General features: G+C 58.3%; 22 protein-coding genes. 10 read left to right on the top strand and 12 right to left on the bottom strand.

Translation table 11 applies throughout. The features are described 5' to 3' along the window. Positions 1-4 precede the first annotated feature (4 nt). From trxA to SJY32_RS13830, 3 genes are all read left to right on the top strand, one after another. Positions 5-928: a thioredoxin gene (trxA, locus tag SJY32_RS13820; RefSeq protein ID WP_376876517.1), complete on the top strand. Its 924-nt coding sequence runs from the start codon at positions 5-7 to the stop codon at positions 926-928. A gap of 26 nt (positions 929-954) precedes the next feature. Beyond that, a complete protein-coding gene (locus SJY32_RS13825; RefSeq protein ID WP_376876520.1) occupies positions 955-1,578 on the top strand; it encodes an LON peptidase substrate-binding domain-containing protein in 624 nt (207 codons plus the stop codon). Between the two features lie 62 nt (positions 1,579-1,640). Further along, positions 1,641-1,793, top strand: coding sequence for a Trm112 family protein (locus SJY32_RS13830; RefSeq protein ID WP_376877747.1), 153 nt, complete (start codon positions 1,641-1,643; stop codon positions 1,791-1,793). 7 nt (positions 1,794-1,800) lie between these two features. Here the strand turns inward: SJY32_RS13830 and SJY32_RS13835 are convergent, their stop codons facing one another. Next, positions 1,801-3,063, bottom strand: a complete 1,263-nt coding sequence (locus SJY32_RS13835) for a UbiH/UbiF/VisC/COQ6 family ubiquinone biosynthesis hydroxylase (RefSeq protein ID WP_376877750.1) — start codon at positions 3,061-3,063, stop codon at positions 1,801-1,803. 198 nt (positions 3,064-3,261) lie between these two features. Between SJY32_RS13835 and SJY32_RS13840 the strand changes: the two genes are divergently transcribed. The 3 genes from SJY32_RS13840 to SJY32_RS13850 all read left to right on the top strand — a co-directional run bounded on the left by SJY32_RS13840 (position 3,262) and on the right by SJY32_RS13850 (position 8,651). Beyond that, complete coding sequence (locus tag SJY32_RS13840) at positions 3,262-4,440, top strand: aminotransferase class I/II-fold pyridoxal phosphate-dependent enzyme (RefSeq protein WP_376877753.1); 1,179 nt, start codon at positions 3,262-3,264, stop codon at positions 4,438-4,440. A gap of 11 nt (positions 4,441-4,451) precedes the next feature. Then, positions 4,452-7,952, top strand: a complete 3,501-nt coding sequence (locus tag SJY32_RS13845; RefSeq protein ID WP_376876522.1) for a DNA translocase FtsK 4TM domain-containing protein — start codon at positions 4,452-4,454, stop codon at positions 7,950-7,952. A 99-nt stretch (positions 7,953-8,051) separates the two neighbouring features. Further along, the gene (locus SJY32_RS13850; protein WP_376876525.1) at positions 8,052-8,651 is read left to right on the top strand and encodes an outer membrane lipoprotein carrier protein LolA; all 600 of its coding nucleotides are present in this window, start codon (positions 8,052-8,054) and stop codon (positions 8,649-8,651) included. A 71-nt stretch (positions 8,652-8,722) separates the two neighbouring features. Here the strand turns inward: SJY32_RS13850 and SJY32_RS13855 are convergent, their stop codons facing one another. Beyond that, positions 8,723-9,301, bottom strand: a complete 579-nt coding sequence (locus SJY32_RS13855) for a transglycosylase SLT domain-containing protein (protein WP_376876528.1) — start codon at positions 9,299-9,301, stop codon at positions 8,723-8,725. Positions 9,302-9,515: 214 nt separating this feature from the next. On the opposite strand from SJY32_RS13855, the gene hspQ reads away from it, so the two are divergent. Next, positions 9,516-9,842 carry a heat shock protein HspQ gene (hspQ, locus tag SJY32_RS13860; RefSeq protein ID WP_376876531.1) on the top strand — a complete coding sequence of 109 codons (327 nt, stop codon included), beginning with the start codon at positions 9,516-9,518 and terminating at the stop codon, positions 9,840-9,842. On the opposite strand, the gene SJY32_RS13865 is transcribed toward hspQ, so the two are convergent. Continuing rightward, positions 9,843-10,325: an ATP-binding protein gene (locus SJY32_RS13865; protein ID WP_376876534.1), complete on the bottom strand. Its 483-nt coding sequence runs from the start codon at positions 10,323-10,325 to the stop codon at positions 9,843-9,845. It abuts the gene before it with no gap. Next, complete coding sequence (locus SJY32_RS13870) at positions 10,315-10,650, bottom strand: STAS domain-containing protein (protein ID WP_376876537.1); 336 nt, start codon at positions 10,648-10,650, stop codon at positions 10,315-10,317. Before SJY32_RS13870 ends, SJY32_RS13865 begins: the two co-directional genes overlap by 11 nt. Before the next feature lie 192 nt (positions 10,651-10,842). Here SJY32_RS13870 and SJY32_RS13875 point away from each other — a divergent pair, with 192 nt between their 5' ends. Further along, entirely contained in the window at positions 10,843-11,493 is a 651-nt protein-coding gene (locus SJY32_RS13875; protein WP_376876540.1) for a pseudouridine synthase, read from the top strand. Between the two features lie 3 nt (positions 11,494-11,496). On the opposite strand, the gene SJY32_RS13880 is transcribed toward SJY32_RS13875, so the two are convergent. Beyond that, positions 11,497-12,942 (bottom strand): aldehyde dehydrogenase family protein, encoded by a 1,446-nt coding sequence (locus SJY32_RS13880; RefSeq protein ID WP_376876543.1) that lies wholly within the window; start codon positions 12,940-12,942, stop codon positions 11,497-11,499. A 188-nt stretch (positions 12,943-13,130) separates the two neighbouring features. Here SJY32_RS13880 and SJY32_RS13885 point away from each other — a divergent pair, with 188 nt between their 5' ends. Together SJY32_RS13885 and SJY32_RS13890 are read left to right on the top strand one after the other, a co-directional pair. Continuing rightward, the gene (locus SJY32_RS13885) at positions 13,131-13,784 is read left to right on the top strand and encodes a peroxiredoxin (RefSeq protein WP_376876546.1); all 654 of its coding nucleotides are present in this window, start codon (positions 13,131-13,133) and stop codon (positions 13,782-13,784) included. 234 nt (positions 13,785-14,018) lie between these two features. Then, positions 14,019-14,237 carry a DUF1127 domain-containing protein gene (locus tag SJY32_RS13890; protein WP_376876549.1) on the top strand — a complete coding sequence of 73 codons (219 nt, stop codon included), beginning with the start codon at positions 14,019-14,021 and terminating at the stop codon, positions 14,235-14,237. 139 nt (positions 14,238-14,376) lie between these two features. Here SJY32_RS13890 and pnp read toward each other — a convergent pair whose 3' ends face one another. The 7 genes from pnp to rbfA form a co-directional block, all read right to left on the bottom strand. Continuing rightward, positions 14,377-16,509, bottom strand: a complete 2,133-nt coding sequence (gene pnp / locus SJY32_RS13895) for a polyribonucleotide nucleotidyltransferase (protein ID WP_376876552.1) — start codon at positions 16,507-16,509, stop codon at positions 14,377-14,379. Positions 16,510-16,697: 188 nt separating this feature from the next. Further along, positions 16,698-16,967, bottom strand: coding sequence for a 30S ribosomal protein S15 (gene rpsO, locus SJY32_RS13900; RefSeq protein ID WP_376876555.1), 270 nt, complete (start codon positions 16,965-16,967; stop codon positions 16,698-16,700). Positions 16,968-17,142: 175 nt separating this feature from the next. After that, on the bottom strand, positions 17,143-18,171 hold the full coding sequence (locus SJY32_RS13905) for a calcium-binding protein (protein ID WP_376876558.1): 1,029 nt from the start codon (positions 18,169-18,171) through the stop codon (positions 17,143-17,145). A 125-nt stretch (positions 18,172-18,296) separates the two neighbouring features. Then, positions 18,297-18,818 (bottom strand): DUF1643 domain-containing protein, encoded by a 522-nt coding sequence (locus tag SJY32_RS13910; RefSeq protein ID WP_376876561.1) that lies wholly within the window; start codon positions 18,816-18,818, stop codon positions 18,297-18,299. A gap of 2 nt (positions 18,819-18,820) precedes the next feature. Continuing rightward, positions 18,821-19,723: a tRNA pseudouridine(55) synthase TruB gene (truB, locus tag SJY32_RS13915; protein WP_376876564.1), complete on the bottom strand. Its 903-nt coding sequence runs from the start codon at positions 19,721-19,723 to the stop codon at positions 18,821-18,823. 79 nt (positions 19,724-19,802) lie between these two features. Continuing rightward, on the bottom strand, positions 19,803-20,579 hold the full coding sequence (locus SJY32_RS13920; protein ID WP_376876566.1) for a phosphodiester glycosidase family protein: 777 nt from the start codon (positions 20,577-20,579) through the stop codon (positions 19,803-19,805). Further along, positions 20,560-20,982, bottom strand: a complete 423-nt coding sequence (rbfA, locus tag SJY32_RS13925) for a 30S ribosome-binding factor RbfA (protein WP_376876569.1) — start codon at positions 20,980-20,982, stop codon at positions 20,560-20,562. The genes SJY32_RS13920 and rbfA overlap by 20 nt, the downstream gene beginning before the upstream one ends. Positions 20,983-21,071 lie beyond the last annotated feature (89 nt).

Here is a 21,071-nt window from a genome sequence, read left to right on the forward strand (position 1 = left end):
CCAGATGATCATCGGCGGTCAACAGCCCCAAGCAGCCACCGGCGCCACGCCAGACGCCGACGCGCTCGTATTCGATGTTAATGAGGCGAATTTCATGGCGGCGGTCGTCGACCGTTCCATGGAAGTGCCGGTGATCGTTGATTTCTGGGCACCTTGGTGCGGCCCATGCAAAACGCTTGGCCCTGCGTTGGAAAAGGCGGTCGCCGACGCGAAAGGCGCGGTTGTCATGGCGAAAATTAACGTCGATGAAAACCAGATGATCGCCCAGCAAATGAAAGTTCAATCTATCCCGACTGTCTATGCCTTCTGGCAGGGGCAACCGGTGGACGGCTTCCAAGGGGCGGTTCCGGGTTCTGAGATTAAGGCGTTCGTCGACAAGCTCGCCGCACTTGCGGGAGACGGCGGTCTTGCAGAAGCCGTTGAAGCGGCGGAAGCGATGCTCGCGGAGGGGGCAATCGAAGACGCGGCTGAAACCTTCGCCGCGATCGTGGAGGAAGACGCAGAGAATGCCGATGCTCTGGGCGGGCTCGCGCGAGCTTACGTTGCGCTTGGCAAGTTGGACGAGGCGGATGCGGCGCTTGAAAGTGCTCCCGCGAAAATCGCCAAATCCGGCCCGCTAGAGGCAGCGCGCGCGCAGCTCGCCTTGGCGCGTCAGGCGGAAACCGCAGGCCCGCTCGCCGAGTTGGAGGCCGCGGTTAATGCCGACCCTACCAACCACCAAGCGCGATTTGATTTCGCCCAAGCTCTCCACGCAGCAGGGGAGGTTGAGGCCGCTATCGATCAATTGCTGGATCTGTTCCGGCGTGATCGTGACTGGAATGATGGGGCGGCTAAGACACAACTTATTACGATATTTGAGGCGCTTAAACCAAACGATCCTCTCGTCGCAAAAGGTCGTCGCAAACTCACATCAATGATATTTGCCTGATTGGATTTGCGGCCTAGTTTACGGGAATGATCAAAGCAAATTCCCTCCCCGAGACCTTGTCTCTCTTTCCGCTCACGGGCGCAGTTCTGTTGCCTCGTGGGCGGCTGCCATTGCATATTTTCGAGCCGCGCTACCTGCAAATGATCGAAGATTGCTTGAAAACGCGCGAGCGCCTGATCGGGATGGTCCAGCCCGCAGGAGGGCGTCTGGCGACCATTGGTTGCGCGGGGCGCTTGACTGGATTCACCGAGACCGAGGACGGTCGCTACATGATCACGCTGTCGGGAATTTCGCGGTTCCGGATCCGGCGGGAGATTGAAGGTTTCACACCGTATCGCCGTGCGGAGGTCGCGTGGACAGACTTCGCGAGAGATCTCGGGCCAGCTGAACATGACGAGACCTTGGACCGCAAGCAGCTATACCGGACATTGCGCAGCTATCTCGAAAGCCAAGGTCTGGGGCCAGACTGGGATAGTCTCAAAGAAGCCGAAGACGAATTATTGATCAATTCGCTCTCGATGCTTTTGCCGTTTGATGCGGCAGATAAGCAGGCGTTGCTGGAGGCACCCTCCCTGAGCACGCGGCGAGAAACTTTGATCACTTTGATGGAATACGCCCTTCATGGCGGCGGCGAGGAGAGTTTGCAGTGATCGACGAAGCCCAATCGACATCCACCGCGCGTGTCACTGAGAAGGCGCTGTTTGACCGGCGCATGCTGGAGGCCTTGGTTTGCCCCGTGTCGCAAACCGTGTTGGCCTACGATGTCGAGCGGCAAGAGCTCGTCTCTAAGGCGGCCAAGTTGGCGTTTCCGATCCGTGGCGGAATCCCGATCATGCTCGCCTCCGAGGCGCGCGCTCTCGAATGAGCGGCCGCTAGAGAGGCTTTCCTTGTTGAAGGCGGGGTAGGGGGCCGGACAGGCCGGAGGCTTGCCGCATGAAGCCTCGACGCAGTTGGGGGAGAGCCTGCACGATACCCATGCCAAGATCGCGACCTGCGCGCAAAATGGGATTGTCGTTAGAGAACAGCTTGTTGACGGTATCCATCCCCAAGGCGAGCGATGTTGAATCGAAGCGCCGCCAAGATTCGTACCGCTCCAACACGTCAATCGCGCCAATATCTTCGCCGCGACGGACAGCATCTACGACCGTCTCCGCCAGCGCGCCGACATCACGCAGCCCGAGGTTCAGCCCTTGCCCGGCAATCGGATGCACCCCGTGCGCGGCATCGCCCACCAATGCAATGCGCGGCACGACATACTTGCGGGCAAGTGTGAGGCTGAGCGGGTAAGAGAAACGTGGGCCTGCAAGGGAAATCTCACCAAGAAAATCCCCAAAGCGAGGCCGAAGCACGCTCATGAACTCATCGTCTGTTAAAGCGCTAATGGCTTGCGCGTTTGCGCGGGTTTCCGACCACACGATGGAAGAACGGTTGCCTTTGAGCGGTAAAACAGCAAGCGGCCCAGTTGGCATGAACAGCTGATGCGCAATCCCGTTGTGGGGGCGGACGTGGTCAATCGCGGCGACAAGCGCCGTTTGGCCGTAATCCCAACCTTCCCGCGATATCCCTGCGCGCTCGGCAACGGTCGAGCCGCGGCCATCCGCGCCGATAAGGAGTTTGCCGCGCACCTGTTCGCCGTTGGATAGCGTCACGCTAACGCCAGCAGGATCGCTGTTGAGCTGCGTCAAGCGAAGGTCGTGATGCAGTTTGATCTCTGGGCGGGCTTCCATCGCATCCAAAAGAACGCGGTAGAGGTGACGGTCCTCCAGCATATACCCGAGGGGCCCGTCGTGCATCTCCGCCGAGTCGAAATGCAAAAAGAGGGGGGCGACGGTTTCGCCAGGGCGGCCATCGGCGGCTTTGACGCCCTCCAATGGCTGACACACGTCCTTCACTGCGGCCCAAATCCCGATCATGTCGAGCAAGCGCTTTGATGCCTGCGCGATCGCATAGGCTCGCCCGTCAAAAGCGACCTGCGCCCGAGCTCGCGGGGGCCGACCATCTATAAGCGACACAGACACTCCTGCACCAGCGAGGGCAAGTGCGAGGGATGGGCCGTTTAAGCCGCCGCCAACAATAATCACGTCTGAATCATATGTCATAGGGATCAATATGGTGGTTGCCGTGCGATTGTCCATGCGGCGCGATGCGACATTGCGGCGCCATCTTGCGCGGAACTTAGCCGAAGTTCGGCGGCTGGGCGGCCCGAACGGCCCAAAAGTCACAATATCCAGAGGTAAGGCCCGCATCCTGTTCGCTTTTTGTGGACGCGGCCCAATCGCTTTTGTAGTCTGAACCTCAAACGGGGCGACATGACCCTGACGAGTGAGGCAGATATGGCATTTCCCGAGCGGTTTTCGAACCTGCCCGAATACGCGTTTCCGCGACTGCGGAAGCTGTTGGACGTATACCCGTCCGGCGCGGACCCGATCGTGATGACGATCGGAGAGCCTCGTCACCCTATGCCTGCATTTATTGGCGAGGTCATGGCGAAGTCGATCAGCGAATTCGCCAAGTATCCCGTGAATGAGGGCGCTCCCGAATTGCTGGAGGTGATCTCCGCATGGATTGCGCGTCGGTACGGCGTTCCGGTTCCGGCTGATCGCATCATGGCGTTGAATGGGACGCGCGAAGGCTTGTTTAACGCCTGTCTGGCGCTCAGCCCTGAACGTAAAGGTGGCAAAGCGCCCGTCGTTTTGATCCCAAATCCGTTTTATCAGGTTTATGCGGTCGCGGCCGTGGCGGCGGGGGCGGAGCCTGTGTTTGTGCCCGCACGGCCCGAAACAGGTTACCTTCCCGATTACGCCAGCCTGCCCGCCGAGATTTTGGAGCGTGTTACGGTCGCTTACCTGTGTTCGCCCGCAAATCCGCAAGGCGCGATTGCGTCACGTGCTTATCTGACCGAGTTGCTAAACTTGGCCGAGCGTTTTGACTTCAAGATTTTTGCCGACGAATGCTATTGTGAAATTTACCGGAGCGAAGCTCCGGCGGGCGCTTTGGAAGTGGCGCATGAGATGGGCGCGGACCCAGAGCGGGTTGTTGCGTTCCATTCGCTCTCGAAGCGGTCGAACCTTCCAGGGTTGCGTTCGGGCTTCGTCGCGGCGGGGGCGGAGTCGATCCTGCGGATACGTCAGTTGCGGGCCTATTCCGGTGCCCCAATCGCGATGCCGGTGCAGCGTGTCTCCATGCGTGTGTGGGCAGATGAGGCGCATGTCGTCGCGAACCGCGCGCTCTATAACGAGAAGTTTTCTGACGCCGCCGAGATTTTCCGAGGGGTGCAGGGGTACGAGACGCCGGAAGGCGGTTTCTTCCTCTGGTTGCCTGTCGATGATGGCGAAACGGCCACGGTAAAGCTGTGGCGCGAGACGGGCGTGCGAGTCTTGCCGGGGGCATATTTGTCCCGTGACGTTGGCGGCGAGAATCCAGGCGCCGGATATATCAGGGTGGCATTGGTCGCCCCAAGAGAAGAAACGCAGCGCGGGCTCATCAAGCTTCGTGACTGCTTGTATACGTGAGGTTCAGGACAATGGCATCCTATCAAGCTCGGCAACGCGATCCCCTTTTGGATCAAGATACGCAAGCGGTATTGGAACGGCGGGGAAAAGAACTCCTTGGCACCGGTTTCATCGTCGCGGGTTTGATGGCGGCTTTGATGCTGATGAGCTATTCTCCAGAAGACCCGAGCTGGATGGCGGCGGGCTCCGGGGAGGTGCAGAATTACCTCGGTCGCTTCGGTGCGATGATCGCCTCACCCCTGATCGGAATTTTGGGCCTCGGGGCGTGGATGCTGCCCGTCGGTTTGTTGATTTGGGGGGTGCGTTTTATCACCCATCGCGGCGAAGAACTTTGGGGCGCGCGCGCCGTTTTCTTGCCTATGGGGATTGTCGTCGCGGCTGTTCACGGCGCGTTGATGGAGCCTTCGAGCGACTGGAATGCCGCCTTCGGAATGGGGGGACGCCTTGGGGATATGATCGCGGGCTCGCTTTTGGGTATCGCTCCTGTCGGCGGGTCTGGCGGTTTGCAGGTGTTGGCGACGATCTTCATCGTTCCAACGGCGCTCGCGTGTCTTTTCGTGTTCGGATTTACCCGCGATGAGTTGCGGATGATCTGGGCGTGGATTCGTTACGGCGCCATTTCATGCTATGCGATGGTGCTTGGCCTGATCGGTCAAGGCGCGCAAATGTCGGTGCAGGTCGCGCGGACTGCGCAAGATCGTGCCCGCGAACGCCGTGCCCGCGCAGCGGAGCAGGCGGCCGAGATGGCGGCTTGGGAAGCGCAACAGGCGGCATGGGCACAGACCCAAGCGGATTACGCCCCTGCGCCAACCAATCGTGCGCCTCGGGCGCAAGCGGCCCAAGCCTATTCGCACGATTCCTACCAGCAAGGGCCTGATTTCGCGCAGCCCGACTTCCGCGAGCAGACAGCATATCAGGCGCAATGGTCCGATCCGCACGATGGCGGTTATGCCCCTGCGGCAGATACTTTCGAGCAACCGCAGGCCGACCGCCCAAGCTTTATGTCACGTATCAAGCGTGCGGTCGTTGAGCCCGATGCTTGGGAGTCGATTGAGCACGAGCTTGTTGAGCCTAATGATGCATGGGCCAATGAGGAGTTCGCGGCACCGGATCAAGACCGCATCAGCGCGCGGATCGCTGACGCCGTAAAGACCCGCGCGATGCAGGCGGCTGAACGTCGGGTTGAGCCTGTTCTGACCGCACCTGCAGCGCCGCAGGTCGATGAGACTTACGGATATGAGGAAGTTTACACGGCCCCACCTGCGCGTCCGGAGCCTGTCATGAGCGCGCCGGCGTCTGTGCTGTCTGCGGTGGCGGCGCGTCTGGCACGTGGTCCAAAACCCGTTGAGAAACCCGTTTTGCGGGCCGAGCCCCCTGTCCGTGCACAACCTCGGTTTATGCCAGGTGTGGCGGCGCGAGCGAGTGCGCCGCAAGATGCGTTTGCCGCGCAATCCGCGCCCGTCACGGCTGCTGCGAGCACAGCCAGCGTTGCGCCGAAAATGCGTGCAGCCGCACCAGCGGTCAACGAGATAGCGGCAATGCCCCCGCGTATCGATTGGGAAGAAGACGCGGTGAATTGGGAGCCTGAGGTTACCGCTGCACAAGCGCTCGCCGCTGCTGACCGATACCAAGCCTACGACGCCGCAACAGAAACCGCGTTCGTGGCGGAAGATTTCGATGATCGCCTCGCGACCGATTATGCCGATGACTACGATGCTGCCGCATATGATGATCCCTACTTGCCGGATCGTAGCGCGGAGACGCACTCAAGCCTTCACGCGCAAGACAGCTTTGATAATGCCTCCCCCTACGTCGAGGATGAGGACGACATCGATGCGCAAATTGCGGCGGCTCGTCCGGCCCTAAACCGCGTTGTCATTCCAACCGCGGAACCCAAACGCGCGGTTGTGCAGCACGCCATCAAAAAACCTGTCGCGCCCAGCAAGCAGGCGATGAGCGAAGCGCAGCCCGCTCTGCGATTCGAGCCCGCGCGCCATGCCGCCTATGAGATGCCGCCGTTGGGCCTCTTGATGAACCCTGCGAGCATCTCGCGTCATCAGCTGTCGGATGAGGCGCTCGAAGAAAACGCGCGGATGCTGGAAACAGTTCTGGATGATTACGGTGTGAAGGGTGAGATCGTCTCTGTGCGACCGGGCCCCGTCGTTACGATGTATGAGCTGGAGCCCGCGCCGGGTCTGAAAGCGAGCCGCGTGATTGGGCTGGCGGATGATATCGCGCGGTCGATGTCGGCTTTGTCGGCGCGGGTGTCGACCGTGCCGGGACGTTCGGTGATCGGGATCGAACTGCCGAATGAACATCGCGAGAAGGTTGTTCTGCGCGAGATCCTCTCGGCCCGTGACTTTGGCGACAGCGCGATGAAGCTGCCGCTGGCATTGGGTAAGGATATTTCGGGCGAGCCGATCGTCGCAAACCTTGCGAAAATGCCGCATCTTCTCATCGCGGGGACGACAGGTTCGGGGAAATCTGTTGCGATTAATACGATGATCTTGAGCTTGCTCTACAAGCTCTCCCCGGAAGAATGCCGGATGATCATGATCGACCCTAAAATGCTGGAACTCTCCGTTTATGACGGGATTCCGCATTTGCTTTCACCCGTGGTGACGGACCCTAAGAAGGCGGTTGTTGCGCTGAAATGGGTCGTGGGCGAGATGGAAGAACGGTATCGCAAAATGTCCAAAATGGGCGTGCGCAATATCGAAGGCTATAACGGCCGCGTTAAAGAGGCGATGGCGAAGGGCGAACTGTTTAAACGCACAGTCCAGACTGGTTTCGACGAGGAGACTGGCGAGCCTATCTTCGAGACGGATGAATTCCAGCCGACGCCGATTCCCTACATCGTGGTGATCGTCGACGAGATGGCGGATTTGATGATGGTTGCCGGCAAAGAGATCGAAGCCTGCATCCAACGTCTTGCCCAAATGGCGCGCGCATCGGGCATCCACTTGATCATGGCGACGCAGCGCCCGTCCGTGGATGTTATCACCGGCACGATCAAAGCCAACTTCCCGACGCGAATCTCCTTCCAAGTGACCTCAAAAATCGACAGCCGGACGATCTTGGGCGAAATGGGCGCAGAGCAACTGCTCGGCATGGGGGACATGCTTTATATGGGCAGCGGATCGCGCGTGACGCGGATCCACGGGCCGTTCGTGTCAGATGAAGAAGTCGAAGAAATCGTAACCCATCTCAAGAGCTTCGGGCCGCCTGAGTATATGTCAGGTGTGGTAGAGGGGCCCGAAGGGGAAGCTGCGACGGATATTGACGCGGTCTTGGGCCTGAATACCAGCGGCGACGATGCGGAAAATGCCCTTTACGACACGGCGGTCGCCATCGTCGCGAAGGACCGCAAATGCTCGACCTCCTACATCCAGCGCAAGCTCGGCATCGGTTACAACAAAGCAGCGCGCCTTGTTGAGCAGATGGAGGACCAAGGTATCGTATCGGCGGCAAACCATGTTGGTAAGCGCGAGATCCTCGTTGCCGAACGCTAAAGCGCCGAGGGATTGCCCCGCTCTAAACTGTGAACTGCGCCCCGCCGGAAGTGATCCGGCGGGGCTTTTCTATTTCCTGAACTGAGTTAGATTAAAGCTATGAAAATATTACGCTTCGCTCTCGCCCCGCTTCTTGCGCTTTCTCTTGCGGCTCCGGCTTTTGCCGAGAAAATTCCGCTCGGAGAATTGTCGCGTTATATCAATAGCCTGCAAACGGTCGAATCTGATTTCACACAGGTGAATGCGGATGGCACGATTGCGACGGGCAAAATGTATATGCGTCGTCCGGGGCGCGTGCGCTTCGAATATGCGCCGCCCGATCGCACCTTGGTTATGGCAGGCGAGGGGCAAGTCGCCATCTTCGACCCGAAATCGAACCAATCGCCAGAACAATATCCTCTCTCGCGCACGCCGCTTAAGCTGATTCTTGCGAATAACGTAGACTTGTCGCAGGCGAGGATGGTCGTCGCGCATGGAGAGGATGGCAATTCGACATTCGTCACCGCGCAGGATCCGGAGCATCCCGAATACGGTACCATCCAAATGGTGTTCACTGCCGCCCCAACGGAGCTGCGCCAATGGGTGATCACAGATGATGCGGGCGGTAAAACGACAGTGATCTTGGGCGATTTGAATAAGGGCGTATCGCTCAACGCGTCGTTGTTCTCATTGCAAAGCGAAATCGCGAAACGAAATTGACGGAATGAACACCGCAATAAAAAGGCCGCCCAGTGTTCGGGCGGCATTTTTATTTGTTCAATGGAAGGCTGTTAGCCCTTTCCGCAGGCGATCATCTGCGAGCGATATGTCAGCGCGCGCGCGCCAACTTTATCGGCCACAGCGAGCAGCCAGCCTTTTGAATTGTAGCTCCCGCGCGAATAGCCGGCGCGACCCTCATGATACGCAAGATACTGGTTGCGCGCGTCGTTCAGAGGAATGCCCAAACGTGTCGTGGTCTCGCGCATATACCAGCCCATGAAATCGGTCGCGTCATTGATATCGTCGCGATCGGCGCCGAAGCTTCTGGTCTCGCGCTTGTATTCATCCCAAGTGTTGTCCAGCGCCTGCGCGTACCCGTAAGCCGAGCTTTGACGGCCCATCGGAATAACGCCGAGCACGTATTTATGCGGCGTGCGGGCATCTCCCACGAATTTGGATTCTTGGTGGATTGTCGCCATCTGCACCGAAACCGGCACGCCCCATTTGCTTTCGACGCGCTTCATCGCGCGGAAATATTGGGGGCGCTCTTTGATAATCTCGCACGCGTTATCGAGATTGCGGGGCGGTTTGCTTGGGCCACCGCATGACGCGATCAGCAGCACCAGTGCTAATTTGAAATACTTGCTCATTTCTGCCTCGATCTGACGGCACGCGCTGGCACCATTCCTTATTTTTAAGCCAATTTAGACTAAAAAATTGAAACGCGAAACGGGGCAGCTCAAGAAATGGAGATTTTCGTCTACACGAAAAGGTCAGTAACAGTTTGTTTCCGGCAATTTTCAGGCTCCCCCATGGACAGCCGCGCATGACAGGATTATCTCAGAGGGCATGAGGGATACATCTATGCATACGTCGCGGGCTAAATATCATCTTGGCCAAGTTGTTCGCCACCGGAAGCACCCCTTCCGCGGTGTGGTTTTTGACGTCGATGCGATGTTTTCGAACACTGACGAGTGGTATGAGGCGATTCCGGAGGATAGCCGCCCTTCGAAAGACCAACCGTTCTATCACCTCTTGGCGGAGAATGACTCCAGCTTCTACGTCGCGTATGTCTCCGAGCAGAATCTGGTCGCAGATTACTCCGGAGAGCCTGTCGACCATCCCGATCTTGAAGATCTCTTCGGAGCGTTCGAGGACGGTGTTTACCCGCTTCAGATCAACTTGAACTAATTAGTTCACTGCCCCAATCGGTAGCCTGAACGCGAGAAGATTTTGTTCCCCCTCTCGGCGGTAGCCCAAATCTTCCGCGAGATCTCTAATCAAGAACCATCCGAATCCACCCTCCGGCAGATCCAGCGGGCGGGGTCGCGGCAGTGCGGCAATGTCGCGCAGCAAGTGATCTTCGGGCAGTGCGATCCCGTCATCGCTGACCGAGCACGAGAGGCCACGCTGATCACGCACGATGGAGAGATCGATCGTCCCGCGATCGCGCCCCCGGTAGCTATGTTCGACAATGTTGTTCATGATTTCCGCGAGCACCAGTTCCAGCGTTCCGGCTTCGTCAATCGAGAGTTGTCGCGCGAAGCGATCCACCGCGGACTGTAGCGCGTCACGCACCTCCAAGGCTTCCGCGCGAAACCGAAGGTTGAAGATATGGACCCCGAGGCGGGTATCGCTTGCTGAATGGTGAGGCGCCTTTGAGTTAGCCAGCATTGCGGATTCCTTCGCCGATGGCGGCAGCGTGGATGGTAAAAACGGTATCCATACGCGTCAGATGAAACACCTTGCGGACATTCGGTGTCAGCCCGGCCAGCTCAAGTTTTCTTGGTGCGAGGGCTTTCATGACGGCGACAATTGCGCCAAGGCCGGAGCTATCGAGAAAGGCGACCTGCGAGAGTTCTAAAATTACGCGAGGCGCGGGTTGCGCCGTGATCTCGCGCATTTGGTCTTTGAAATGGATCGCGACGGCCGCATCAAGACGGTCTTCGCCGACATGGACGACTAGCGCCCCATCTAGGGCATCAGCAAAGAGATTCATTCTTGTGCTCCAATCAAGGTTGCGACTTTCCCCGACCGTAAAACGAATTGCTTACCAATCCGTATCCATCGGACGCAAAACCGCATTTCTGACTTTAGGGAAGGGCGCTACGGCCCTATCGGGGATGCCCTTCGCTTGCATCGGCACTGCTGGGCGCTTGACGCAAGGCGACGCAACGGGCAATGGCATGACATGACGAATTACACCTATGCCCCGCCAAACGACCCGCCGCAGATCCTCCATGCCGATGGTGAGATCTTGCTTGTTGATAAGCAAGCGGGGTTGCTCTCAGTTCCCGGGAAGGGGCCTGAGAAGGCGGATTGTTTGATCAACCGCCTTCGTGAGATCTATCCAACTGTACTTTTGGTTCACCGGCTCGATACGGATACGTCCGGCGTGATGGTCTTTGCTATGACACCGAACGCGCAACGCCATCTCGGCCTGCAATTCGAAAACCGCCAGACCTCCAAAACCTATCAGGCAAGACTTTGGGGGGAGGTCACGCCCGATGCGGGGCGCGTGGATCTTCCTCTTTGCGTCGATTGGCCGAACCGGCCACGCCAGCATGTGAATTTTGAAAAGGGTCGCTCGGCGCAAACTGATTGGGAGGTCATGGCCCGCGACAACGGCACGACGCGGATGCGGTTGATGCCGATCACAGGTCGAAGCCATCAATTGCGCGTGCACATGATGGAGCTGGGCTATCCAATCCTCGGCGACCCGCTCTATGCAACGGCTGAGGCACAAGCCTTCCCGCGTCTGATGTTACATGCCGAAACCTTATCTTTCCGGCATCCAGAGGGCGGCGCGAATATGACTTTCACCGCCCCCTGTCCGTTTTAACGCTTAGTCGAGATCTTCCGCGTAGCCAGAGATTGAGACGACCTCACAAAACTCCTCGAGGCCGAAAATTCCGCCCTCACGCGCCCGACCTGATGATTTGATCCCGCCGAAGGGTGCGCCCGCGCCGCGGCTCTGGCCGTTGAGTTCAATCATCCCTGCGCGCAAGCTCCGCGCAAGACGATTCCGACGCGCCGGATCGGCTGTCTGTGCGTAGTTTGTCAGGCCGTAGGGCGTGTCATTGGCCAAGCGCACGGCTTCTTCTTCCGTGTCGAAGGGCATGATCGCCAGAACGGGGCCGAAAATCTCTTCGCGCCAAACCGTCATATCGGGGGTCACATCAGTGAAGATCGTCGGGCGGACGTAGAAACCACGGTTGAGGTTCTCGGGTCGTCCGAGCCCCCCTGCAAGCACGGTTGCGCCTTCTTTGATCCCTGTTTCGATCAAGCCTTGAATCTTTTCAAATTGCGACGCGTTGACCACAGGGCCGATATGCTTGCCGGATTTATTCGGGGCGTCGACGAGGGTTTCCTCAGCAGTCTTTTTCGCGATTTCAACAGCCTGCGTGTAAAATGAGCGCTCTACTAACATCCGCGTCGGCGCGTTGCACGATTGCCCCGAATTGTTGAAGCAATGCCGCACGCCGCGTTGCACGGCTTGATCGTCGGCATCGGCAAAGATGAGGTTCGCACCTTTACCACCTAACTCAAGACAAACCCGCTTGAGGGTTTCTGCCGCTGCGATGCTGATTGCGCGGCCCGCGCGGGTTGACCCCGTGAAGGAAATCATCTCGATCTCTGGATGCGTCGAAAGGTCTGTTCCGACCCCTGCTCCGTCGCCGTTGATCAGGTTAAACACGCCCGCAGGCACACCTGCTTCGTGCAGGATCTCGGCAAAGAGCATGGAGGAGAGCGGCGATTCCTCTGATGGCTTCAGAATCATTGTGCAGCCCGCGATCAGCGCAGGGATAACCTTCAGCGTGACCTGGTTCATCGGCCAGTTCCAAGGGGTGATGAGGCCGACGATCCCGATCGGCTCGTAGGCAATCATCGCGCCGGGCGTGCCATCACCGAGCGGCCGCATGAATTTAAACGCCTTCGCAGCTTCAATGAAATTGCTGATGTGATAGGTTCCGGACTCCGCTTGGGATGTCAGGGCCATGTCAATCGGGGCGCCCATTTCGGTACTGATCGCTTCTGCCATCTCGGGCAGGCGTGCCTCGTAAACGCGCAACACCTCCTCAAGAATCGCGATCCGTTTTTCGGGCGGAGTTGCGCGCCATGCAGGAAGCGCTTCGGACGCGGCCGCTATCGCGCGATCGACATCGGCGCGCGCGCCAAGAGAAATAACCGCGCAAGGCTCCTCGGTCGCGGGATTGATGACGTTGTGATCCCGTGCGACTGCTGGCTTGCACCAAGCGCCGTCGATGTAAAAGTCTCGTTTGTCGAACATGAGTGTCTCCTAATTTTGCGGCAGGGTGTCATTGCTCCCGTCAGGGCGCAAGGGAGTGGATGTCTGGTCACGAAGATGTCTTGGCCGTGAAACTTCTTCCTGAATTCCGAAGCAATGCGCGGTTGGGGGTGGAACTTCAGTCCGGATCGCTTAAGTTTCACCGCGAAACGATAGCAAAGGAGGCCATGATGGGTCTGCGTATCAACGACACCGCACCGGATTTCACCGCAGCATCGACGGCGGGAGAGCTTTCCTTCCACGACTGGATTGGCGATAGCTACGCTATCTTGTTCTCGCACCCGAAGGATTTCACGCCTGTCTGCACGACGGAATTTGGCGCGGTCGCGCAATTGGTACCGGAATTCACCAAACGCAACACCAAGGTTCTGGGTGTTTCGGTCGATTCGGTCGAGGAGCATGTGAAATGGAAAAACGATATCGCCGCCTTTGCCGGCGCCCCTGCGGATTTCCCGATCATTGACGATACGTCGCTGGCGGTCGCAAAGGCATATGACATGCTGCCTGCGGATGCCTATCTCCCCGATGGTCGCACACCTGCGCATTCGGCGACGGTTCGTACGGTGTTCATTATCGGTCCGGATAAACGGGTGCGCCTGACGATGACCTATCCTATGTCGGTTGGCCGGAACTTCGCAGAAATCCTGCGGGCGCTTGACGCTGTGCGCGCAACCGACGGCGTGCCCTTCGCGACGCCTGCCAACTGGATTCCTGGCGAAGACGTGATTCTCGCGCTTTCGGTTTCGACGGAGGACGGCGAGGCGAAATACGGGGCAGTGGATGTGAAACTGCCGTATCTGCGCACGGTGAAGTTCCAAGGCTGACAAGCTGTTCGACCTTTGGAATGCAATGAGAGGCTCCGGTTCCGTCCGGAGCCTTTTGCGTTTGTCGAGGCGGTGCGGGGGTTAATGGTGCGGGCGTTAATCTCCGAGTAAGGAGCTATGCGTTTTCTGCAATGCGGCAATATCGGAACAGCGATTGTGCAAGCGCAGCAAAAGCCCCATGTTAGCGTCAACGGCAAAGGGAATGGGCCCGCTGCCACTGTAAGGAGAGACCAAATGGCTCTTATGACCACTGCATCCATGCACCGCAACGGCGGCTTGTTCTCTGCGCTTTCCGCTTTCTTCCTGAACATCGCTGATAAACGTGCGCGTTTCTTCGAGTACCGCCGTGTGCTCGCAGAGCTCAACACGATGTCCGATCGTGAGCTCGCCGATGTCGGTATCTCGCGTCACTCGGTGCGCGATCTCGCATGGGAAGCCGCCTACAAGGCATAAGCACAGACCACTTTCTTAAGACTCCAAAGGGCCCCTCGGGCCCTTTTTTATTCTGCGTAGACGGTCTCACCAAGGTCTGCCGGATATGAAAAAGCCCCGATGTTTCCATCGGGGCTTTTCTGTCGTTTGAGCGAAGTGTTTATTCGGCCGTTTCAGCCGAAACTTCTTCGCCGGTCTCTTGATCGACCATTTTCATGCCAAGGCGAACCTTGCCACGATCGTCGAAACCAAGAAGTTTAACTTTCACTTCTTGACCCTCTTTGAGGATCTCGTTCGGGTGGTTCAGACGCTTGTTTGCGATCTGGCTCACGTGAACCAAACCATCGCGCTTGCCGAAGAAGTTCACGAAGGCGCCGAAATCGACGAGCTTCACAACTTTACCGGTGTAAACCTTGCCTTCTTCCGGCTCTGCCACGATCGAATAGATCATGTCGTAGGCTTTCTTGATTGCTTCCGAATTTGCGGACGCGATCTTGATGATGCCTTCGTCATTGATGTCGACCTTAGCGCCCGAAACTTCGACGATTTCGCGAATCACCTTACCGCCGGAACCGATCACTTCACGGATCTTATCGGTCGGGATTTGCATCGTCTCGATGCGTGGTGCATGCGCAGAGAACTCTTGGCGGCCAGCCGCGAGAGCCTTGTTCATTTCGCCCAAGATGTGCAAACGGCCGTCTTTCGCTTGCGCGAGAGCCTGCTCCATGATCGCTGGCGTGATGCCCGCAACCTTGATGTCCATCTGCAAGGACGTGATGCCGTTCTCGGTACCCGCGACTTTGAAGTCCATATCGCCGAGGTGGTCTTCGTCACCCAAGATGTCGGTGAGGACAGCATAACGACCGTCTTCTTCCAAGATCAGGCCCATCGCAACGCCAGCCACCGGTGCTTTCAGCGGAACACCCGCGTCCATCATCGCCAGCGAACCGCCGCAGACCGACGCCATCGACGACGAACCGTTCGATTCGGTGATCTCGGACACAACGCGGATTGTGTAAGGGAAGTCAGTCGCGGCTGGTAGAACAGCCTGCAACGCGCGCCATGCAAGTTTCCCGTGGCCAATCTCGCGACGCCCCGGCGACCCTACGCGACCAACTTCGCCAACCGAGTAGGGAGGAAAGTTATAGTGAAGCATGAAGTTCGACCGTGAATTGCCGTGCAATGCGTCGATGATTTGCTCATCATCACCAGTGCCGAGCGTGGTCACGACGAGGCCCTGCGTTTCACCGCGGGTGAACAGTGCCGAGCCGTGGGTGCGTGGCAAGATGCCGACTTCGGACACGATCGGACGCACAGTTTTGTTGTCGCGGCCGTCGATGCGTGCGCCACCGTTAATGATGTCGCCGCGCAGGATCGAGGATTCAAGCTTCTTGATCGCCGAGCCCAAGTTTGCGTCAGCAAGATCTTCTTCCGAGAGCGACGCTTTGACGGCGGCTACAGCGGCAGAGATCGCAGCGGTGCGCTCTTGCTTGTCTTTGATCGCGAATGCGGCGCGCATATCGGCCTCGCCGGCGGCTTTCACCTTGGCGAACAGATCGGCGTAATCCGGTGCTTTGAAATCGAACGGCTCTTTTGCGCAATCTTCTGCGAAATCGAGGATCAGGTCGATGACCGGCTGCATTGCGTCATGACCGAATTTCACGGCGCCAAGCATTTCTTCTTCGGTCAGCTCGTAGGCTTCCGATTCAACCATCATCACGGCATCTTTGGTGCCGGCGATAACGAGGTCGAGGCGCTGTTCTGCGTTGTCACGCAGTTTTTGCATATCATCGACTTCGGGGTTCAAAATGTATTCGCCATCAACGAAGCCCACGCGTGCCGCGCCAATCGGGCCCATGAACGGAACGCCGGAGATTGTCAAAGCAGCGGATGCTGCGATCATCGCGACAACGTCAGGCTCGTTTACGAGGTCATGCGAGAGTACGGTGCACATCACCAGAACTTCGTGCTTGAAGCCGTCAACGAACAGCGGGCGGCACGGGCGGTCGATGAGGCGCGAGGTCAGCGTCTCTTTTTCCGACGGGCGTGCTTCACGCTTGAAGAAACCGCCAGGGACTTTACCTGCGGCGTAGTATTTCTCTTGGTAATGAACCGTGAGCGGGAAGAAATCTTGGCCCGGCTTCGGGGCTTTCGCGAAGGTCACGTTGGCCATAACGGAGGTTTCGCCCAAAGTGGCGATGACCGAACCGTCAGCCTGACGTGCGACCTTACCGGATTCCAGAGTGAGCTCTTCTTCGCCCCACTGGATAGATTTCCGAGTGATATTGAACATATGTTTTTCCTGTCCTAGCGCGAGGACCCTCCCCGCGCGTTTTGCGTACGGGCCATTCGATGCGCTCACCGAATTCCCGTGGCTCCTTCTTCTTTCTCGGCGCATCGTCCCATGGAACCCGGTGGGGCGGCCGTTCCCTCTCACGAGGGCGAAAGAGAAACGCGCCCCTAAGGGCGCGTTCCGGTAGATTAGCGGCGGATGCCGAGGCGCTCGATGAGCGACTGGTAGCGCGCTACGTCTTTTGCCTTGGTGTAGTCCAGCAGCTTGCGGCGCTGAGCAACCATCATCAGAAGGCCACGACGCGAGTGGTTGTCCTTCTTGTGCGACTTGAAGTGCTCGGTCAGAGTGGTGATGCGCGAAGTCAGGATAGCGACTTGCACTTCCGGCGAACCGGTATCACCTTCTTTGATCGCGAATTCTTTGATCAGGCGGGCTTTTTCTTCAACGGTAATCGACATCGGGGTCTCCTTTAATGTTTGAGGAATGGCACAGGCCGGGATGTCGTCCAGCAGGGCCCATGGAGGCTCTACCCGAGGGTAGATGCGCGCTGGTACGCGAATTTTGCCAAAAAAGAAAGCCTAAAAACGATAAAAGCCCCGCGTTTGCAGGGCTTTTACGGGGGGCATGCGTGACTCATCCTTGCAGGGCTGCGAGTTGGGCGGGGGTGTAGATCGCTATATCGGATAGCGTCAGATCGCCGGCGTTAAGTACCTCCGCGAAACGCTCTCCGTTTAGGGTAATCCACGCGGACTCGGATGTCTCCGAACTCTCGAGCCCGACTTCGGGACTGGTCGTGGTTTCCGGATCGTAGACGATCGCAATCTGATCCGTGTTCGCAACGAAATCTTCAACCGTTGCGGTGTTTTCAGGGGTGATCCAGTCACCCAGAATAAACGTGTCGGAGCCTTCGCCGCCATTCGCCCAATCACCGCGTCCGAGGAGAAGCGTATCGTTCCCGGCGGACCCATTCAGAAAGTCTCCGGTGTCAATATCGGTCACCCCAGTTTCGTCAGTCACGATCCCGTTGATGAGGTCATTGCCTGCGCCCCCCAGCAGCACGTCCGCGCCGAGCCCACCTGATAGGCGATCCTCCCCATCGTTACCCTGCAGGCTATCATCCCCGTCGCCGCCGTCGATGAGGTCATCCATTGTGCCGCCAATCAAGCTATCATTGCCCCCATCGCCCGCGAGCGTATCAGCACCCATCCCGCCAGCAAGCGTATCAGCGCCGTCGCCGCCGCTCAAACTGTCGTCACCGTCATCGCCGGCGAGCGCATCATCGCCGCTCTCACCAGTCAAGACGTCGTCACCAGTGTGGCCATGCAGCTCGTCGTCGCCGTCGCCGCCGATGATTGTATCGCTGCCGCCATATCCGCCGATTTGCTGACCTGCGTCGGTGCCTTGCAGCACCTCATCGGCGTCGGTGCCTGCGATACCGTTCCAATCCGATTCCGTCGGAGGAATATCCGAATCATCCTCGAACGTATCATCGTAGAATGATGTGTCGACGTCATCCGTTGGACTTTCATCGGGCTCGTCATCATCGAGCAAATCGCCGGATGATGTGCCTTCGTCGTCGGGTGATGAGGTGTCTATGGATTGATCGTCTTGTGTATTTTCATCTTCCTCCTCGCTGGGGGAGATGAAGGATACGCTAGCCATGAGGAGGCCTAAGATACCACTGAGGAAAAACATGCAGGTGCTCGCAACATAAAACTGTGAACGCGTTCTGCGATTGTTCCACACACACGTGTGGTCCCGTTACTCTAACGAGAAACTCTTAAACGTCAATTAAATTGGCTTGGCGTCCAAAGTTCCGGCTGTTGCGTGTAGCTAATGTAGAGAGGGTGTTTGGGGTTGCCGGATTTGGTCAGGCCAAGGTGGTAGAGAGGGCAATCGCTCTCGCGCAGCAGGGCCTCCATCTGCGCACCTCGCCCAAGATGCTCGCCATGCGCGCCCCATGCGCAGATCACCTGATCGGCCCAAGGAAGACTTTCAAGAATGGCGCGGTCGTTCTCCGGCCCCACAGGATCGGGAATGGCGCGCATCACGCGGGGATCCGTCGCCCGGTAGGCAAATATATTGCACACCCGAAACGCGCCGAATCCGAGCGCACGGGCGCGACGTTCGCAGCGCTCGACGGTCGGGTCGTTTTGCTGTTCGGTCGCGGTGGAGGGATTTAGCATGATGAATAACGCGCGTTTTCCGTCAGGCACCCAAACCCGCGTCAGAAGATACCGATATTGCTCGCAATCGGAATACACTGCCGTAGAGGCTGCGTCGCCTTTGAGGAAATCGCGCGTGATCATGATCAGAGATTGAATACGCGGTTGGGGTGGAGCTCGCCGGACTTGTAGATGCCAACACCGAGCGGCTTGCCTTGATAACTGGCCCAGACTTCCTCGCCGAACTCCGCATCCGATGCGATCACCATGCCGGGGTTGCCGTTTTTAATCTTAACTGCGCCCTCGGCTGTGGCGTGGACCTCAAGCAAATCAGCAAGCCCGGTTTCCATTGGGAAAAGTTTCGCATCCAACTCTGGCGTGCGGGCAAGCGCCTCGATCTGTTCCAAGGTCATCCCGTCCGATGCCTCGAAAGGCCCTGACCACTCGCGACGGAGCCACGCCACATGACCTAGGCACCCCAACGCCTCCCCCAGATCGCGAGCAACCGAGCGCACATAGCCGCCCTTGCCGCAAACCATCTCTAGCTCGACATGATCCGCATCGGGGCGAGACAGGATTTTCAAGCTCTCAACGAATAGTGGCCGCGATTTCAGGTCCATGACCTCACCCTCGCGCGCGAGGTCATAGGCGCGTTCTCCGTCGACCTTAACGGCGGAGTATTGCGGTGGAACTTGTTTAATATCGCCGCGGAATGACACGAGCGCAGCCTCAATTGCCGCCTCATCCGGCCGCGCATCGCGTGTCTCAATGACGTCGCCTTCGGCGTCGTCGGTGGTCGTCGACGCCCCGAGACGCACCATGAAACGATAGCATTTCATCGCATCTGTGATGAAGGGCACGGTTTTTGTCGCCTCGCCCAGCGCGATTGCCAAAACGCCCGTCGCCGCCGGATCGAGCGTACCGGCATGGCCCGCCTTTTTGGCATCCAGCGCCCAACGCACTTTGCCAACAACCGATGTCGATGTGATGCCCGCAGGCTTATCCACAATCAACCAACCGGAAATATCGCGTCCCTTTTTGCGTCCCATGGGGCCCTCCATTGCAGGCGCGCTGGCTATCGTAGCGCGGAGCAGCGGTCAATAACGAGCGCAAAAAGAGGCCGTAGCCTCACTCTTGCTGGCGGGTAATGAGACCCACGATGGGCCCCATCGGCGCGCCAAGGTCTTCACGGCCAATGCCTTCGGCCAGAAGGCGTGAAATAGATCCGTCCAAATACAAGGCGTTAGGGGTAGCTAGCCCGTTACGGAACAAGCGACCGAATTCGTAAAACGTCACCGCCTTATCCGAGATCGCGAAATAGGCACGTTTGCCATCAGCGCTGATCCCGACGCCGTTGCGCGTATGGCGCGAGTCGCTATCGGGCAGAAATTTCGGATGCAGTTCACCATCAATCACCAGCATCGGCCCTGATTGCGTGGCATAGCGGCACTCGGCTGGCGCGAGGGCATAAGACCTTGATTCGATCACAGAGAAGGCCTCTCCCCAACAAAACACACCATTCGGCAGCAAGCCGAAGTTGCCCGGTCCTTCCGAGGTGATAATGCCCATCGTTTGCGCGCGGTCCTCGATGTAGAGGCCGACGGGGCTGCGATCTGCGTGATACATGCCGGCGTTCATCGCAAACGCGATGTGCTCTTGGGGTGCTAATCCCGCACGCAGGCGGTCCCATGTGGCAATCGGATTGCCGTCGGGAGCCTTGTGCCAAAGGCGCAGGTCTTCTCCGGCCTCGACTTCGCAAACGGTGTAGGGGTTGCTCTCGAACGTGAGCGACCGGCAGGGGCCTGATGCTTGTTGGGCGCGGCCAAGCATCGCGCCCCCAATGATCAGAGCCGAGGCGACAAGCGCGCCAAGTAAACGCAGGCGCTTACGCTTCGGCGGTGTCATCATCGTCGCGCGCGGCAACATCACGCATCACGGTTTCATCGGAGAACAGGCGCCGTGTTTCGTCCATCCGGTCAAACGTTTCGTCCAACCGGAACCGCAATTCCGGCGCGAATTTCAACGTCAGTTGTTTCGAGACCAGATGGCGCAGTTCACCAGTGTGGCGGCGCAGAATCGTCAGCAGTTCCTCACCCCCCTTGCCGCCAAGCGGAAGGACGTAAACCGTCGCAACGCGATAGTCGCTGGTCGTCGTGACCTCGCCTACCGTGACCGAGATTCGGTTCAGCTCGGGGTCATGCACGTCGCCGCGCATGAGCACATCCGAAAGGGTGCGCCGGATCAGTTCGCCGACGCGAAGCTGACGTTGATTGGGCCCGCGGCCCGAGGAGTGCGTGTTCTTTGCCATATCCCGCACATAATGCACCAAAGCCCGCGCCGCAACGGGCCTTTGCCAAACCATCCGTGAGTGTGTAGGGATCAGCCTATCACAATTCC

Source organism: Albirhodobacter sp. R86504, from assembly GCF_042466415.1.
GTDB lineage: Bacteria > Pseudomonadota > Alphaproteobacteria > Rhodobacterales > Rhodobacteraceae > Albirhodobacter.

Excerpts from the sequence above, each read along its gene's own strand:
- truB (WP_376876564.1), bottom strand. The coding sequence starts at position 19,723 with ATGGGACGCAAAAAGGGACGCGATATTTCCGGTTGGTTGATTGTGGAT.
- SJY32_RS13855 (WP_376876528.1), bottom strand. The coding sequence starts at position 9,301 with ATGAGCAAGTATTTCAAATTAGCACTGGTGCTGCTGATCGCGTCATGC.
- pnp (WP_376876552.1), bottom strand. The coding sequence starts at position 16,509 with ATGTTCAATATCACTCGGAAATCTATCCAGTGGGGCGAAGAAGAGCTC.
- SJY32_RS13875 (WP_376876540.1), top strand. The coding sequence starts at position 10,843 with ATGACGAATTACACCTATGCCCCGCCAAACGACCCGCCGCAGATCCTC.
- SJY32_RS13905 (WP_376876558.1), bottom strand. The coding sequence starts at position 18,171 with ATGGCTAGCGTATCCTTCATCTCCCCCAGCGAGGAGGAAGATGAAAAT.
- rbfA (WP_376876569.1), bottom strand. The coding sequence starts at position 20,982 with ATGGCAAAGAACACGCACTCCTCGGGCCGCGGGCCCAATCAACGTCAG.
- SJY32_RS13885 (WP_376876546.1), top strand. The coding sequence starts at position 13,131 with ATGGGTCTGCGTATCAACGACACCGCACCGGATTTCACCGCAGCATCG.
- SJY32_RS13840 (WP_376877753.1), top strand. The coding sequence starts at position 3,262 with ATGGCATTTCCCGAGCGGTTTTCGAACCTGCCCGAATACGCGTTTCCG.
- SJY32_RS13920 (WP_376876566.1), bottom strand. The coding sequence starts at position 20,579 with ATGACACCGCCGAAGCGTAAGCGCCTGCGTTTACTTGGCGCGCTTGTC.
- SJY32_RS13910 (WP_376876561.1), bottom strand. The coding sequence starts at position 18,818 with ATGATCACGCGCGATTTCCTCAAAGGCGACGCAGCCTCTACGGCAGTG.
- SJY32_RS13845 (WP_376876522.1), top strand. The coding sequence starts at position 4,452 with ATGGCATCCTATCAAGCTCGGCAACGCGATCCCCTTTTGGATCAAGAT.
- SJY32_RS13830 (WP_376877747.1), top strand. The coding sequence starts at position 1,641 with ATGCTGGAGGCCTTGGTTTGCCCCGTGTCGCAAACCGTGTTGGCCTAC.
- SJY32_RS13825 (WP_376876520.1), top strand. The coding sequence starts at position 955 with ATGATCAAAGCAAATTCCCTCCCCGAGACCTTGTCTCTCTTTCCGCTC.
- SJY32_RS13880 (WP_376876543.1), bottom strand. The coding sequence starts at position 12,942 with ATGTTCGACAAACGAGACTTTTACATCGACGGCGCTTGGTGCAAGCCA.
- rpsO (WP_376876555.1), bottom strand. The coding sequence starts at position 16,967 with ATGTCGATTACCGTTGAAGAAAAAGCCCGCCTGATCAAAGAATTCGCG.
- trxA (WP_376876517.1), top strand. The coding sequence starts at position 5 with ATGATCATCGGCGGTCAACAGCCCCAAGCAGCCACCGGCGCCACGCCA.
- SJY32_RS13835 (WP_376877750.1), bottom strand. The coding sequence starts at position 3,063 with ATGGACAATCGCACGGCAACCACCATATTGATCCCTATGACATATGAT.
- hspQ (WP_376876531.1), top strand. The coding sequence starts at position 9,516 with ATGCATACGTCGCGGGCTAAATATCATCTTGGCCAAGTTGTTCGCCAC.
- SJY32_RS13850 (WP_376876525.1), top strand. The coding sequence starts at position 8,052 with ATGAAAATATTACGCTTCGCTCTCGCCCCGCTTCTTGCGCTTTCTCTT.
- SJY32_RS13870 (WP_376876537.1), bottom strand. The coding sequence starts at position 10,650 with ATGAATCTCTTTGCTGATGCCCTAGATGGGGCGCTAGTCGTCCATGTC.
- SJY32_RS13890 (WP_376876549.1), top strand. The coding sequence starts at position 14,019 with ATGGCTCTTATGACCACTGCATCCATGCACCGCAACGGCGGCTTGTTC.
- SJY32_RS13865 (WP_376876534.1), bottom strand. The coding sequence starts at position 10,325 with ATGCTGGCTAACTCAAAGGCGCCTCACCATTCAGCAAGCGATACCCGC.